Origin of the sequence: Vibrio stylophorae (genome assembly GCF_921293875.1) — a bacterium.
GTDB classification, from domain to species: domain Bacteria; phylum Pseudomonadota; class Gammaproteobacteria; order Enterobacterales; family Vibrionaceae; genus Vibrio_A; species Vibrio_A stylophorae.
This window is the reverse complement of record NZ_CAKLDI010000001.1, coordinates 2,187,933-2,202,903: the sequence shown is the minus strand read 5'-3', so window position 1 is coordinate 2,202,903 and position 14,971 is coordinate 2,187,933. Positions and strand designations below refer to the sequence as shown.

Genomic DNA, 14,971 nt, shown 5'->3' with positions numbered 1-14,971 from the left:
TATCGATGGATATGAATCCAATTTTTGCCAGGCGTTTATATTTGGCTTGGCTGGTGGACCAACTAGAGCGTCCGAATGTTCCCATGTTGATGAAGCACACGGGCTGGCCTCGTCGCACCATTCAAGATGTACTCAAGGCATTAGCAGGCATTGGGATTGAACTATCTTTTGTTCAAGATGGCGTGAGACACAATGATGGTTACTACCAAGTGTGTGATTGGGGGCCAGTGAATCGTCTGTGGGTCATCGATCAGCAAGCGCAAATTCAAGCTGCCATTAGCTAATTTAGCGCCTTTATAGCACTGTTTATTGTGCTTATGCTTGGCAAGTCAGTGTTTCTGACGCTTGAGAGAAACCACCTTCGGGTGGTTTTTTAGTGTGGGGCGAGGGGCATAATAAATATCATCGCTTGGTTGTCGCTCTGGGGGAACTTGGTTAGCATAAAGCCAGAGGTGATCATGACACAAAAAAGCATTCTATTTATTTGCCAAGGTAATGCGGTTCGCTCGCAGCTGGCGCAAGCCATTATTAATCAAGATTATGGTCAATATTATCAAGCGCAAAGTGCGGGATTAACTGCATCTGAGGTTGATCCTCGCGCCGTTGCGACCTTAGCGCGTCATGGTTACTCAACGAAGGGGTTGCAAAGTACGGCCCTGAGGCCTGAGCAGCTTGGTCAATTTGATTATTTGATCACCCTATGCGCCAGCGCAAAAGCAGAATGCCAACCGCTGTTGGTGGATAAGCACTGTTTAAGCTGGGATTTGGCAAAACCTGTAGCTAATGAGCAAGGTGAATTTGAACAAACCTTAGCAGCGCTCAAGCAACGTATTCGTTTGTTTCATTTAGTGCAGACACCGGCGCATGCGCAAGGATTTGATCCTTTGTTGCTCAATAAGTGTTTAAGTGATCAAACGCGATTGCTTTTATTATTGCTTCTTTATAGCGAGCAAGAGCTTTGTGTTGGCGAGTTGTGCGCGGCATTGCAGTTGTCGCAACCGAAAATTTCTCGTGCCTTAAGTCATCTACGCCATTGCGGTTTATTAAAGGATCGCCGTGTCGGTCAGTGGGTCTTTTATTCTTTGGCGGATTTGCCAGCATGGGTACTGACGATACTGGAGCAGCAACTGCTTGCCTGTCAAAGTAGTATTCAAGCGGCGGTGATGCTGCTCAGTCAAAGTGAGAATCTTCGCCCGCTAAATTTAGATTGATTCACTCAATGTTGATAAAAAGAGCCACTGATGTGGCTCTTTTTATGACGGGTAAATGGATTGAATTATTTAGCCGTTAGCGGCTTGGCGTTGCTGATTTTGGCCAATGGCAGTGCTAATAGGCTGGCAAATGCTAACAAAATAGCGGAGGCCCAAAGACAGGCGCTGAGTCCCGCCCATTGGAATAGCGCGCCGGAAGCGATGGTACCCAATAATCGTCCGCTGGCATTGGCCATATAGTAAAAGCCAACATCCATGGAAACGCCATCACCACTGGCAAGGCGCACAATCCAGTAAGAGTGTAGTGAGGAGTTGATGGCAAAAATAGCGCCAAAGCTTAGCAAACCAATCACAATGACTTGCTGCGGATAGAGCCCGTATTGCACGGCAGCTGCAATCCCGAATGTCAGTAGGGTGAGTAAAAATGCCCAAAATGACAGTGCGCTGGCTTGCGGCAGGCCGTGCGTTTTACGATTAGTGATTTTCGGTGCGAGACCTTGCACCACACCATAACCCATGACCCAGATGGCTAAAAATCCGCCCACCCAAAGATGCGACCAACCAAAGACCTCGCCTAAATACACTGGAAGCGCCACGACAAACCATACATCGCGTGCGGCAAATAAACATAATCGCGCCGCAGAAAGCCAGTTAATGGCCGCTGATTTTGCCAGGAGGTGGCGAAATTTAACCTTGTGTTTGGCTTTGCCCATCTCTTGATTGAGATAGAGTAGGCTACCGAGCAGCACGAGCGTGAGCACGCTTGCCATCAGTAGCATGGCTTGCTGAAAACCAAGGACGGCGAGCAATAAACCACCCAAGAAAAATCCCGCACCTTTTAGCGCATTTTTAGAGCCAGTGAGGATTGCCACCCAACGATAAAGCGCACCTTGCTGTTCATCGGGCACGAGGGTTTTAATGGCACTTTTGGCACTCATTTTATTGAGATCTTTGGCGATGCCAGACAAAGCCTGCGCGGCCATTACCCAAGGTATGGTGAGCCATGGATTGGGCAGTGCCAGCATCAATAGGGCAAGGATCTGCATCGCTAGGCCAATATTCATGGTGCGATTGAGTCCCCAGCGCGCACCGAGCCAGCCGCCGACGAGATTGGTCACCACGCCAAAAAACTCATAAAACAAAAAGAGTGAGGCGATGGTCAGGGCGTTATAGCCAAGCTGATGAAAATAGAGCACCACCAACATGCGCAGCGCGCCATCGGTCAGAGTGAAATTCCAGTAATTAAAAGTAACAAGCATGTATTGGCGCAGCGATTGCTGCGCCGAGGTGGCGTTATGCATCATGATCTTGTGCGAGTTGGCGAAGATAGTCGCGTTGATTGGTTTTAGTAAATGCGTTTGGACGAAGCGCTTGCACTTTTTCCACAATACTTTGCTCATCCCATCCTTGTTCGAGCAGGATATGCGCTGCGAGCAAACCAGTGCGGCCACTGCCGCCCATACAATGCAATGCGATGGTGTGGCCTTTACTTAAGTGATCTTTGAGCTGCTTACTTTGCTCTAACCAGTTTTGTAAAAAAGCGGCATCGGGCGTTTGATCATCTTCAATGGGGGCATGTAGCCAATCAATGCCAAGTGTTTCAATGGTTTGACCGAGATGGCTCAATTGATGATTGGCCATCTCTTGCTCTGTGAGTGCCGTAACAATGGCGCGAACACCAAGCGCTTGCAGCTGTAGCAAGCTCTCTTCGAGGTTACTCCCTTGCGTGCCAGGGCAAGGGGTGAGAACCAGTGCAGCGTAACCTTCACGCACGGGTAGGGTCCAATACGGGTGTGACATATTCATGCTCCTTAGAACGCTTTTTGCGCCACATAACGCATTAAATCTGCGGTGCGGCAGGCGTACCCCATTTCATTATCATACCAAGCATAAAGCTTCACCATATGGTCATCGACCACCATGGTTGAGAGGGCATCGATAATGGTTGAACGTTGATCGCCACGATAATCGATCGAGACTAACGGTTTTGTCTCAAAGCCAAGAATTCCTTTGAGATCTTGTTCAGAGGCTTGTTGCAGTATGGTGTTGATTTGTTCAACTGTCACGGTTTGCGCAAATTCTAAGGTGAGATCCGTAAGTGAGGCATTGGCCAGTGGTACGCGCACCGCATGGCCATCAATTTTGCCCTTAAGCGCAGGAAAAATATCGATAATCGCTTTAGCTGAGCCTGTGGTGGTAGGGATCAAGCTCATACCGCAAGCGCGAGCTCGGCGTAGATCTTTGTGCGGTGCATCTAAGATGGTTTGGGTATTGGTGAGATCGTGAATGGTGGTAAAGCTAGCGCGTTGAATACTGAGTTTTTCGCTGAGCGCTTGAATCACTGGCGCGATACAGTTAGTGGTGCATGATGCAGCCGTCACGATGCGATGTTTCGCAGGGTCAAAGATATGATGGTTGACGCTATAAACAATGTTGGCCACCTCATTGGATTTAACGGGCGCAGTGACCACCACGCGCTGAACACCTTGGTCAAAATAAGCTTGCAGTTTCTCGGGCGAGCGATGAACGCCTGTGGCTTCAATGACAATATCGCAGTTAGACCAATCACCCGCTTCGATGGTGTCATGTTGGCTGGTATGAATGCGCTGACCATCAATCTCAATATTGTTTGTACTGTGCGAAATTTGTCGAGGCCAGCGACCTTGCACGGAATCAAATTCAATTAAATGCGCTAATGCGCGGCTGTCACCTGCCACATCATTGATTTGTACAAACTCAATCTCAGGCCAATCAAAGGCGTGACGAAGAACCAAACGACCAATACGGCCAAAACCATTAATGCCAACTCGAAGTGTCATATGAACTCGCTATGTTTGTATATACGCATAAGTGAATATATAAAATCAATTTGAACAATGCAATGCTCAAATTCTAGCCAAATTCACTATTAAGGATTCTAAAAAGACGCTGCGCCGCCCCTCAATCCAGACTTGAGGGGCATTCATCGGCAGAGATTTATGGAAGAGGTGGCGTAAAACTAGAAATTAAATTGCATCAGGTTGGTGAAATACAAGGTCAGGAGTAATCCCCAAGTGAGGATGCAGCAGATCCAGCCGCCCATCCCCTTGGATTGAGCTTTGATTGGCATGCTTTCTTCTGCCGACGGTTGCACCGTATCCTCTTGTTGTTGTTTGGCTTTGAGCTGCTTTTTCTTAGCCTTATCGGCGTCACGTGATTTTTGTTTTTGCTGTTTTTTGTAAAGCTCAATGCCTTGCTGAATCCCTTGTGCGATCAGTTTGGTTTGTGCTTTGGTTTGGCCCGGCTTTTGTGTGGCCTTAGCAATGGCTTCTGCATCTTGCGCCGCGCGCGTCGGTTGTTTCATCCGGACTCCTTGTTTATGTCAATATGATTTGACGTAAGTTTGACGAGCATATCAGCACCTGCTGATTGAAAACGTTTCATTGTGCCCCAAGATAGCGATGAAAGGCAGTAAATTTGAGGTGAACTATGGCCGCGAAAATCGCCCTCGGCTCTTATAACGATGAAGATTTTGACCAATATGGTCTATTAAAACCCAGCCATTGGCTGTGGCTGGTGGTATTGCTGCTGATGCGTGGCTGGCTGATTTTTGTGATGGCTGGGGTTAGTCGTGAACATGGCTCGCCTATTTTGTCGCAATTTTATCCTCAACATGGACAATTAGCGGTGGCGCTTTTGTTGGGGCTCCCTGCACTGGTGTTAGCTTGGACGGCGAGTTTGAAGCAATACCGTCATACATTTTCTGCGCGTTATTGGCGTTATGGTCAGCCAATTCTACTGCTTAGCCTTTTGATAGATGGGTTGAACCAGCTGGTGACCATTCACCATCTTTGGTCACAGGGTGAGGTGGTTGCAACATGGCAGCCAATTTTATTGCTGACGACAGTTTGGGCCTTTATTTTTATGCTAAAAAGTCAGCGTTCGCGTGAAGCTTTTGCCGCACATAGCGCCGTCGATAAAGCATCAAGCAAGGAAAAATCGGAATCTAAGCCATAAATTGACGTGCTTTTATGATTTATTTTGACTCGTTTCCTATTCCTTCGGAGTCATCCGGTTACAATAGTGCATCAAAATAATAAGGAGTTATCTATGGCCTTGTCACAGCCAGCTTTGATGCCTATTGCGGGTAATTTTGCGTTATATGCTTTGGTCAATGTTGATCACAGTGCGGATCGTGTATTAGAGCAGTGCCAGCTTTTGGCGCAAGCCTGCGAAAAGATTAATCAGGATTATCCAGGTGCCGATTTGGTTTCCTGCGTCAGTTTTTCTGCCGGATTCTGGCAGCAACTAGATTGCGCCATGCCACCTGAGTTGGTGCCTTTCCCTGGTTTTGGCAATGGCACGGTTGATGCGCCAGCTACGCAAGCTGATGTATTGATTCACCTACATTCTCAGCGTCATGACTTAAATTACTTGGCCTTTAAAAACTGGCTTGCAGCACTGCAAGATTGTGTCACGGTTTTAGATGAAACCCATGGTTTCCGCTTCCTTGATAGCCGTGATATGACAGATTTTGTCGATGGTACAGAAAACCCTAAGACAGATGAAAAACGCAAAGAAGCCGCTTGTATTGCGGAAGGTGAGTTTGTAAATGGTAGCTATGTCATGCTGCAGCGTTTTGTCCATGATTTGGTCACTTGGCATCATCACTCTCAACATGAACAAGAGCAAATGATGGGGCGCACTAAGCCTGACTCTGTAGAGCTTGAGGATGTTCCTGCTGACTCGCATGTGGGTCGAGTGGATGTCAAAGAGAATGGCAAAGGGTTGAAGATTGTGCGCCATAGCCTGCCTTATGGCTATGCATCAGGTGAGCATGGTTTGTTATTTATTGCTTATTGCGCCACCGTGCATCATTTTGATGTGATGTTGAAGCGTATGTATGGTGAAGTGGATGGTATTCACGATCGTCTATTGGATTACACCCATGCTGTGACTGGCGCTTATTTCTTCTGTCCAAGTGCTGACTTGTTAGGTCAGTTGAAAGTTGTTGAGTCAGCCTAGCTAACTCTTATCAATGAAATGATCAACGAAACAGTAAACATGATAAAAAGCCGGCGAATATGCCGGCTTTTTTATGGGTTTCGCAAAATCCTAGAGATAAAAAAACGCAGCCGAAGCTGCGTTTTTTCTGACTTGCAGACCAATTACTTGGTGATGCGAAGAACAGGCGTTTCACCAACACTGACTTGACCAGAAAGCTTGTTTAGCTCTTTGATTTCGTCCATGTTTGAAATAACAACAGGCGTTAGTGTTGATTTTGCTTTTTCTTCTAGAAGCGCTAGGTCAAATTCAACAATGGTGTCACCCACGTTCACGCGTTGACCTTCTTCTGCGATACGAGTAAAGCCTTCACCTTTTAGTTCAACTGTGTCGATACCAAAGTGAACGAATAGCTCGATACCATCATCAGACTCGATAGAGAACGCGTGGTTGGTTTCGAAGATTTTACCAATGGTGCCGCTTACAGGTGCAACCATTTTGTTACCTGCAGGTTTGATTGCGATACCGTCACCAACAATCTTCTCTGCAAATACTACATCTGGCACATCTTCGATGTTTACGATCTCACCAGAAAGTGGTGCGATTACTTCAATCGCGCCGCTTTTTGCGCTATCGCCAGAAATCATCTTCTTAAAAATGTCGAACAGACCCATGTCGTTGCTCCTAAGCCTTATTGTATTGCTGCTATTTTAGCAGTTCGTTTTTTCTGCAATGAATTTTTCAACGTGCGCTTCGATCTCAGCAGCCGTTGGCATTGCGAGTGCTTCTTCTGCCATGGTTTTCACCTCAGCGAAGTTCGCGTTACGAATAATTTTCTTAATGCGTGGAATCGAGATGGAGCTCATGCTGAACTCATCAAGGCCCATACCCATCAATAGAAGGGTTGCGCGCTCGTCACCTGCGAGCTCACCACACATACCCGTCCACTTACCTTCCTTGTGAGAAGCGTCGATCACTTGCTTGATTACGGTCAGTACTGCAGGTGAAAGTGGGTTATAAAGATGTGAAATTAGCTCATTGCCACGATCCACCGCAAGAGTATACTGCGTTAAGTCGTTCGTACCAATACTGAAGAATTCAACTTCTTTAGCAAGGTGATGAGCAATTGCTGCGGCCGCAGGGGTCTCAACCATCACACCAACTTCAATGCTTTCATCAAAAGCAATGCCTTCGGCGCGAAGTTCAGCTTTATATTTTTCTAGCTCAGCTTTTAGTTCACGCACCTCTTCAACAGAGATGATCATTGGGAACATGATGCGAAGTTTACCGTGTGCAGATGCACGTAGGATCGCACGAAGCTGATCACGAAGGATCTCGCGACGGTCTAGACAGATACGAATCGCACGCCAGCCAAGGAATGGGTTCATCTCTTTTGGCAGATCCATGTATGGTAGGTCTTTATCACCACCAATATCCATGGTACGAACGATTACAGGCTGGCCTTTCATGGCTTCAGCAACGCCGCGGTATGCACGGTATTGTTCAGCTTCTGAAGGAAGCGCGTCACGGTCCATAAATAGGAACTCGGTACGGTACAAGCCAACGCCTTCTGCGCCGTTACGCTCTGCACCATCACAGTCTTTTACTGTACCGATGTTTGAGCATACTTCAACGTGGTGACCATCTAGGGTCACAGCTGGTAGCTCTTTCAATTGTGCAAGCTCTTCTTTTTCTGCAAGGAATGCAGCGCGAACAGCTTTGAATGATTCGATTTGGGCATCTGATGGGTTGATGATGATTTGGTTATTAATCGCATCAAGAACCAACATGTCGCCAGATTTCACTCGCGCAGTGATGTCATTGGTTCCAACAATCGCTGGAAGCTCTAGAGAGCGTGCCATGATTGATGTGTGTGAAGTACGACCGCCGATATCAGTGATAAAACCAAGCACGTAATCAAGGTTGATTTGCGCAGTTTCTGAAGGGGTTAGGTCGTTTGCAACAAGAATTACTTCTTCGTTGATTGCGCTAAGAGAGATGATCTCTACACCCAGCGCGTTTTTAACAAAGCGGCTACCGATGTCGCGAACATCAGTAGCGCGCTCTTTAAGGTATTCATCGTCAAGAGACTCAAGTGCAGCCGCTTGCTCTTCGATCACAGCGTGAATCGCAGCGTCAGCAGATGCCTTGTTATCTTTGATGTAGGCTAGGATTTCTTCTTCAAGCTCTTCATCTTCAAGCAACATGATGTGGCCTTCAAAGATTGCTTCTTTCTCCTCACCAAAAGTGATTCGCGCTTTCTCTTTGATAGCTTCAAGTTGTTGTGCAGATTTGTTACGTGCGTCATAGAAACGCTGAATTTCGTTTTCGATCTGGTCTGCAGGAACGGGAGCGGTGTTGATGACAACGTCATCTTCCTTGAGCAGTAACACCTTGCCAAAGGCAATACCCGGAGATGCCAAGATACCTGAAATCATAGCCTTACCTTAAATTGTTAAAGAAAATGGTGTATTTGAGCGTGTTGAGTAGATTACTCTAGCTCGTCCATTAGTGCTACTAGGTGATCAACAGCTTGTTGCGCTTGTGCGCCTTCAGCAGAGATAGTGATCATGGTGCCTTTGGTTAGGCCAAGAGTTTGTAGCTTGAATAGGCTTTTCGCGCTTGCGCTTTTGCCGTTAGAAGTCACAGTGATGTCTGCGTCGAAAGTTTTCGCATCTTTTACGAACTGTGCTGCTGGACGAGTGTGTAGACCGTTTTCTGCAGTAATTTCAACTTGCTTCTGATACATATTGTTCACCCCGATATTATGGTTATCTATATTTTTTGGCGCTTTCCATCGGGAAGGTTGCTGCCAATGGCTTCCAACCAGAGTCGATGAGAGAAAGCGTGTGAAAGCAGTGTCATAGTGTAAAAGTTGCGTAATTATTCACCGCAAACCTTTTCTTTTTTCTGCTTCCGCGTATTTTTATTTTTTTCGATAAAATAAAAACATGGGTTTTATACGAAAGCTCGACGAGAAAATCAACAAAAAAGCCCCAAATCGGGGCTTTTTTGATTTCGATCAAACTAGGAGCGCTCACTCTATCAGCACTTATTGCTCGGTCTCTTTATCGGTAAACAGGCCGGCAAACAGTGCGGTACTGAGATAACGCTCGCCCGAGCTCGGTAGTACAGTAACAATAGTCTTGTCTGCAAACTCTGGCAACTGAGCCAAACGATTGGCTGCAACAACCGCTGCGCCTGATGAAATACCGGCCAAAATACCTTCTTCTTCCATCAATCGACGGGCCATGGTGATGGCATCATCGGAGGTCACGGTTTCCACGCGGTCAATCAAGCTTAGATCAAGGTTGCCAGGAATAAATCCGGCACCAATGCCTTGAATTTTATGCGGGCCTGGTTGAATTTCTTGGCCCGCAAGCGCTTGGCTAATCACGGGAGATTCAAGAGGCTCAACCGCGACAGAGGTGATTGCCTTGCCTTGGGTATTTTTTAGATAACGGCTCACCCCAGTGAGCGTACCGCCGGTACCCACGCCTGCGACGAAGACATCGATGCCGCCGTCGGTCGCTTCCCAAATTTCTGGGCCTGTGGTTTTTTCATGAATTTCAGGGTTGGCTGGGTTGCTAAATTGTTGCAGCAGTAAATATTGCTCTGGGTTGCTTGCGACAATCTCTTCAGCTTTTGCAATCGCACCTTTCATCCCCTTGGCACCTTCAGTAAGGACCAGGTTCGCTCCCAGCGCTTTGAGCAATTTGCGGCGCTCAAGGCTCATGGTATCAGGCATGGTAAGGGTGAGTTTATAACCACGCGCTGCTGCGACATAAGCCAGTGCAACCCCGGTGTTACCACTAGTCGGCTCTACAAGCTCGATGCCGGCTTTGAGTTTGCCTGATTTTTCAGCATCCCAAATCATGTTGGCACCGATACGGCACTTGACGCTAAAACTTGGGTTACGGGCTTCAACTTTCACCAGTACGTTGCCGTTACTTACGCGGTTCAATCGCACAAGTGGGGTATGACCGATGGTATATGAATTGTCGTCGTAAATTTTGCTCATAATAAATTCGTCCTTGCACATCGAGGTGGATTTGTTTTGTCGAAATCAGCTTAAATCCACCCATAAAAAATAGAAGTAACAAATCGTTATAATCTATATCGATTGGAATGATGGTTATGAGTCAAGGCGGTTATTTTTTATCGCGCGAACCGCTTCTTGCCTTTGCTGGCGTTGGTGAACCGTCGGTGTTTTGTAATGACGCACCCAAGCTTGCGTGGCTGCACAAACGGCGACGGGCATAATCACCAAATTGACCAATGGAATCATCGATAACCCCATGACAATAGCACCAAAAGAGAGGCTATGAAGGGGTTTTTGCGCCAGCGTTTTTCGCATCGCCATAAAGGGGACTTTGTGATTATCAAAGGGGTAATCACCGTATTGAATGGTCAGCATCCAACTGGCAAATAGAAAAGAGAGAATCGGCCCAATGGTTTGTCCGATCACTGGAATCACCATCAGAATTAGGATAACCACAATTCTAGGCAGGTAATAGACAAGCTTTTGTACTTCGCGCCAAAGAATTCGTGGGGTATCGGCAACAAGCTGCGACCAGCTCATGCTTTCTTGTGACTCACCACAAAGCAGCGCTTCTGCTTTTTCTGACAGTAAGCCATTAAACGGCGCGGCAATGAAGTTGGCGACGATGGTAAAGATGTAAGCAAAAATAACCAAAATCGACATCAGCATCAGCGGCCAAAGAATATAGTGCAGCCAAGTGAAAAAGTCAGGAAGCGGTGCCAGCAGTGCATCAATCCATGTATTAAATTGATTTAATAGCCAAATGAAAGCGCTGACAAAGAGCAACACATTAATCATCAGGGGAATGAGTACAAAAGCGCGCAGCTTGGGATGAAAGGCAAGCTCAAATCCTTGCTGAAAATCTTGAAGCGCATGGCCAAATTGATTGGGTGCCATTTTCTGTTTCATAAATATGAGTCACAGGCTGAAATGAAGCGTTCAATACTAGCAGCTTGTGCTGGAAAACCCATCAGCAATAATCTGCTTGGTGCATATCGGTGATGCTATAGGCGGCGATTCGGCGTGCAATATGTTGGATCAATCACCAGAATTGGTTGTCCCCTCACATTTAACTGGCACCAAGGCTTCTTTTTTTTACACAACCTTTGGTACATTAAGCGCATCAGTGAGCTCGAAAGAGCAATAGACAACGTCCTGTCGGGTCGGACTAAGGTAGAGAAAGCACAATGGATGACCTACGCCTCGTTTTAATCGTGATTGGTTTATTGGCGATTGGTGGTTTGTTACTGCACGGTTTGTGGTCAAGCCGTCGTGAAAAACCCGCCAAATTTAATGAAAAGCCACTAAGCAAAGTGAGCCACCGAGATACCGATGGTTTCGATCAAGATGGTATTGGCGAAGTGCGCGTGGTGAAGCGCAGTGCACGACAAGAGCCAAATTTTGGTTTTGCCGAGGAAGAGGAAGAAATCGACCCGCTATTTGCGCGTCGTGAAGAGCCACAAGATGCGCCCGTTCCTCATTTTCAAGCCAATACGGATGCTGTTGATGTGATGTCTACAGGTGAGTCGCAGATTCAGATGCGCACTGAGCCACAAATGAGCGCCTTTACGGATGACGTAGCTGTGGCAGTGGCAGTAGCCTCTCCTGAGGCTGTGCGAACTTCTGCTCAAATGCAAAGTACAGCGCAAATGCACCGTGAACCGCAACAGGTTGCTGCTGAGCCAGCCGTGGCGGTAGAAGATGCTGTTTTAGACAACACTGTTTTAGAAAACACAATGGTAGAAGAGGCGCCAGCTGCGCCAGAAAACATCATTATTGTGCTGCATGTCGCAGCGGGACGCGATCAGGTTTTCCAAGGTGTTCGTTTGGTCAATAGCTTAGAGCGTAATGGCCTTCAATATGGTGAGATGCAGCTTTTCCATCGCTATGTGACTTTTGCAGGCTCTCAGGAAATTTTGTTTAGTGCTGCCAGCATGATCAACCCTGGGATCATCGACCTTGATCGTTTGGATAAGTTTGAAACCCCAGGGATCTCATTTTTCATGCGGGTACCAAGCTATGGTGATGGTTTGCAAAACTTCAAATTGATGCTTCAGTGCGCACAACAAATTGCAGATGAGCTCAATGGTGAAGTATGGGATGATGAGCGCCAGCTCCTCACACCGCAACGCATTGATGGTTACCGCCAGAAAATTAAGTCGGTGCAATAATTGAAATTCAAATGGTTGCAACCAAAACTGGTTGTAACAACAATGAAAAATTGATTGAGGGCCCCTAGTGGGCCTTCTTTCTTTGTTTGAAATGGCTGGAACAAAAAGATGTCAGACACCCTACAGCAGCAGATAGAAGCGCTGCGCGAGCAGATTATTTATCACGAACATTGCTACTACGTCCTAGATGCACCTGAGGTGCCTGATGCCGAGTTTGATCGCTTGATGCGTGCGTTGCAGACGATGGAAGCACAGCATCCAGAGTTGATTACCCCGCAGTCGCCAACCCAACGCGTGAGCGGTACGCCGGTGGCAAGTTTGCAATCGGTGCAGCATGAAATGCCGATGCTCTCTTTGGATAACGCCTTTAATGACGAAGAGATGCAGGGTTTTGTGTCCCGCGCGATGGATCGCCTAAATCAGTCGCAAGCTTTAACTTTTTGCTGTGAGCCGAAATTAGATGGCCTGGCTATTAGCTTGCTCTATGAAAATGGTCTTTTAGTGCGCGGGGCGACGCGCGGTGATGGCAGTACGGGCGAAAATGTCACTGAAAATGTGCGTACCATCCGCGCGATTCCGCTCAAATTGCAAGGTGAGCATGTGCCGGTACGTCTTGAAGTGCGCGGTGAGATTTTTATGGATAAAGCGGGTTTCGAAAAGCTTAATGACAATGCTCGCGCCAAAGGGTTGAAACTTTTTGCCAATCCACGCAATGCCGCAGCTGGCAGTTTGCGTCAGTTGGATGCGCGCATTGCTGCGACCCGTCCACTTCGTTTTTATGCCTATGGCATGGGTATCAGTGAGCCACAGCAAAACTTTGACTCGCACTACGGCATGCTGATGCAGCTTAAAGCCTGGGGATTTCCTGTCAGTGATGCGGTGAAACAAGTCACAGGTACGCAAGCTGTATTGCAATATATTCAAGCAATGGGTGAGACCCGAAATAATCTTGCTTTTGAAATTGATGGGGCGGTCACCAAAGTCGATAGTATTGCGCAGCAGCAGCAACTGGGTTTTGTGTCACGTGCGCCGCGTTGGGCCATTGCTTTTAAATTCCCCGCGCAAGAGGAACTCACCACGCTGCAAGATGTGGAGTTTCAAGTGGGCCGTACTGGCGCGATTACGCCTGTCGCAAAATTGGCGCCAGTTTATGTCGGTGGTGTGACTGTGAGTAATGCCACGCTGCACAATGCCGACGAAATTGCACGTCTTGGTGCGATGATTGGCGATACGGTGGTGATCCGTCGCGCTGGTGATGTGATCCCACAGGTAGCCAGCGTGGTACTCTCAAAGCGCCCTGAAAATGCCAAAGCTATTGTTTTTCCGACCCTGTGTCCGGTATGTCAATCACCAGTCGAGCGGGTGGAAGGCGAAGCTGTGATCCGCTGTAGTGGTGGCTTGGTGTGCGCCGCTCAGCGTAAACAAGCACTGAAGCACTTTGCATCACGAAAAGCGCTGGATATGGATGGTATGGGCGACAAAATTGTCGAGCAATTGGTGGATAAAGAGATGGTGCACACGCCCGCCGAGCTCTTTCAACTCACACCAGGCCAACTGACGCGTTTAGAGCGCATGGGGCCAAAATCAGCGCAAAAATTGGTGGATGCAATCAATGTGGCAAAACAAACCACCTTGGCGCGCTTTTTATACGCCCTTGGTATTCGCGAAGTGGGTGAGGCTACGGCGCAAAACCTTGCGCAGCATTTTTTGACCTTAGATGCATTGATGAATGCAGATGAAACTGCGTTACTTGCTGTACCTGATGTGGGGCAAGTGGTGGCGCAGCATATTGTGACCTTTTTTGCATCTGAGCATCAGCGAGAGGTGGTACAAGCGCTGCTGGGTGCGGGTATCAGTTGGCCAGAAGTGAGCGCGCCAGTGATTGGCGAAAGTGCCACGCTTGCTGATGAAATTGTGGTGATCACAGGCAGTTTTACTGCCATGTCACGCAGCGAGATTAAAGCGGCGCTTGAAACGCTCGGCGCCAAAGTGACCGGTAGTGTATCGAAAAAAACCACCATTGTGGTGGTTGGTGAAGCTGCGGGTAGCAAATTAGACAAGGCACAGTCGCTTGGTATTCGAATTTGGGATGAAGCGACTTTGTTGTCACAACTTCAGAATTAGTCCTTATTTAATTTAAGGGCTATTTGGAATATGGAAAAGGTGCTGCTTAAGTGCCTTTTTTTGTGGCTGTTATCAAAAAATGATGATGTTATTTCTTGAAGGCAAAAAAGTAACTTGGATTAGGCAGGGAGAAAGTGAAGTTACGCGCGGATCTCGTTTTGTTTTGTGCTAAGAAGTTGATACACATGACAATTCGATCGCGATCTCATTTTGTTTTATTTTCCCACTAAAATATGTGACCAAGCCTTGCGAAACGCCCTGTTTTTGAGGCCTGACGCGGTGCCAGTGATGTGGATCACTGTCTTGGTTAATTCTTGCGCTGGCTCATATTTTTTGAAAAGCAAATAAAGATTCAATTGATGTTTTAGCTAGGAAAGTTAGTCTTAGGCACGTGGTCGAACAGATAGTTCAATGACACAACAAATTTTGTAATGACTTTT

General features: G+C 47.2%; 15 protein-coding genes. 6 read left to right on the top strand and 9 right to left on the bottom strand.

Annotated features, from left to right (window positions below; translation table 11 throughout):
• The first annotated feature begins 5 nt into the window (after positions 1 to 5).
• A complete protein-coding gene (locus L9P36_RS10220; RefSeq protein ID WP_237466569.1) occupies positions 6 to 284 on the top strand; it encodes a winged helix-turn-helix domain-containing protein in 279 nt (92 codons plus the stop codon).
• A 174-nt stretch (positions 285 to 458) separates the two neighbouring features.
• A complete protein-coding gene (locus L9P36_RS10215) occupies positions 459 to 1,211 on the top strand; it encodes a metalloregulator ArsR/SmtB family transcription factor (protein ID WP_237466568.1) in 753 nt (250 codons plus the stop codon).
• A gap of 65 nt (positions 1,212 to 1,276) precedes the next feature.
• Here L9P36_RS10215 and arsJ read toward each other — a convergent pair whose 3' ends face one another.
• The 4 genes from arsJ to L9P36_RS10195 form a co-directional block, all read right to left on the bottom strand.
• Positions 1,277 to 2,515, bottom strand: a complete 1,239-nt coding sequence (arsJ, locus tag L9P36_RS10210; RefSeq protein WP_237466567.1) for an organoarsenical effux MFS transporter ArsJ — start codon at positions 2,513 to 2,515, stop codon at positions 1,277 to 1,279.
• Positions 2,505 to 3,011 carry a phosphatase domain-containing putative toxin gene (locus L9P36_RS10205; protein WP_237466566.1) on the bottom strand — a complete coding sequence of 169 codons (507 nt, stop codon included), beginning with the start codon at positions 3,009 to 3,011 and terminating at the stop codon, positions 2,505 to 2,507. Before L9P36_RS10205 ends, arsJ begins: the two co-directional genes overlap by 11 nt.
• 11 nt (positions 3,012 to 3,022) lie before the next feature.
• On the bottom strand, positions 3,023 to 4,030 hold the full coding sequence (locus L9P36_RS10200; protein ID WP_237466565.1) for an ArsJ-associated glyceraldehyde-3-phosphate dehydrogenase: 1,008 nt from the start codon (positions 4,028 to 4,030) through the stop codon (positions 3,023 to 3,025).
• Between the two features lie 179 nt (positions 4,031 to 4,209).
• Entirely contained in the window at positions 4,210 to 4,554 is a 345-nt protein-coding gene (locus tag L9P36_RS10195; protein WP_237466564.1) for a DUF2956 family protein, read from the bottom strand.
• 125 nt (positions 4,555 to 4,679) lie between these two features.
• On the opposite strand from L9P36_RS10195, the gene L9P36_RS10190 reads away from it, so the two are divergent.
• Positions 4,680 to 5,207, top strand: coding sequence for a DUF2919 family protein (locus L9P36_RS10190; RefSeq protein WP_237466563.1), 528 nt, complete (start codon positions 4,680 to 4,682; stop codon positions 5,205 to 5,207).
• Between the two features lie 93 nt (positions 5,208 to 5,300).
• A complete protein-coding gene (locus tag L9P36_RS10185) occupies positions 5,301 to 6,215 on the top strand; it encodes a Dyp-type peroxidase (RefSeq protein WP_237466562.1) in 915 nt (304 codons plus the stop codon).
• A 143-nt stretch (positions 6,216 to 6,358) separates the two neighbouring features.
• Here L9P36_RS10185 and crr read toward each other — a convergent pair whose 3' ends face one another.
• From crr to cysZ, 5 genes are all read right to left on the bottom strand, one after another.
• The gene (gene crr, locus L9P36_RS10180) at positions 6,359 to 6,868 is read right to left on the bottom strand and encodes a PTS glucose transporter subunit IIA (protein WP_237466561.1); all 510 of its coding nucleotides are present in this window, start codon (positions 6,866 to 6,868) and stop codon (positions 6,359 to 6,361) included.
• A 36-nt stretch (positions 6,869 to 6,904) separates the two neighbouring features.
• Positions 6,905 to 8,632, bottom strand: a complete 1,728-nt coding sequence (ptsI, locus tag L9P36_RS10175; protein WP_237466560.1) for a phosphoenolpyruvate-protein phosphotransferase PtsI — start codon at positions 8,630 to 8,632, stop codon at positions 6,905 to 6,907.
• 53 nt (positions 8,633 to 8,685) lie between these two features.
• A complete protein-coding gene (gene ptsH, locus L9P36_RS10170) occupies positions 8,686 to 8,943 on the bottom strand; it encodes a phosphocarrier protein Hpr (RefSeq protein WP_237466559.1) in 258 nt (85 codons plus the stop codon).
• 303 nt (positions 8,944 to 9,246) lie between these two features.
• A complete protein-coding gene (cysK, locus tag L9P36_RS10165; RefSeq protein ID WP_237466558.1) occupies positions 9,247 to 10,215 on the bottom strand; it encodes a cysteine synthase A in 969 nt (322 codons plus the stop codon).
• A 114-nt stretch (positions 10,216 to 10,329) separates the two neighbouring features.
• Positions 10,330 to 11,145 (bottom strand): sulfate transporter CysZ, encoded by an 816-nt coding sequence (gene cysZ / locus L9P36_RS10160; RefSeq protein WP_237466557.1) that lies wholly within the window; start codon positions 11,143 to 11,145, stop codon positions 10,330 to 10,332.
• A gap of 278 nt (positions 11,146 to 11,423) precedes the next feature.
• Between cysZ and zipA the strand changes: the two genes are divergently transcribed.
• Complete coding sequence (gene zipA / locus L9P36_RS10155) at positions 11,424 to 12,407, top strand: cell division protein ZipA (protein ID WP_237466556.1); 984 nt, start codon at positions 11,424 to 11,426, stop codon at positions 12,405 to 12,407.
• Positions 12,408 to 12,515: 108 nt separating this feature from the next.
• Positions 12,516 to 14,531 (top strand): NAD-dependent DNA ligase LigA, encoded by a 2,016-nt coding sequence (ligA, locus tag L9P36_RS10150; RefSeq protein WP_237466555.1) that lies wholly within the window; start codon positions 12,516 to 12,518, stop codon positions 14,529 to 14,531.
• Positions 14,532 to 14,971 lie beyond the last annotated feature (440 nt).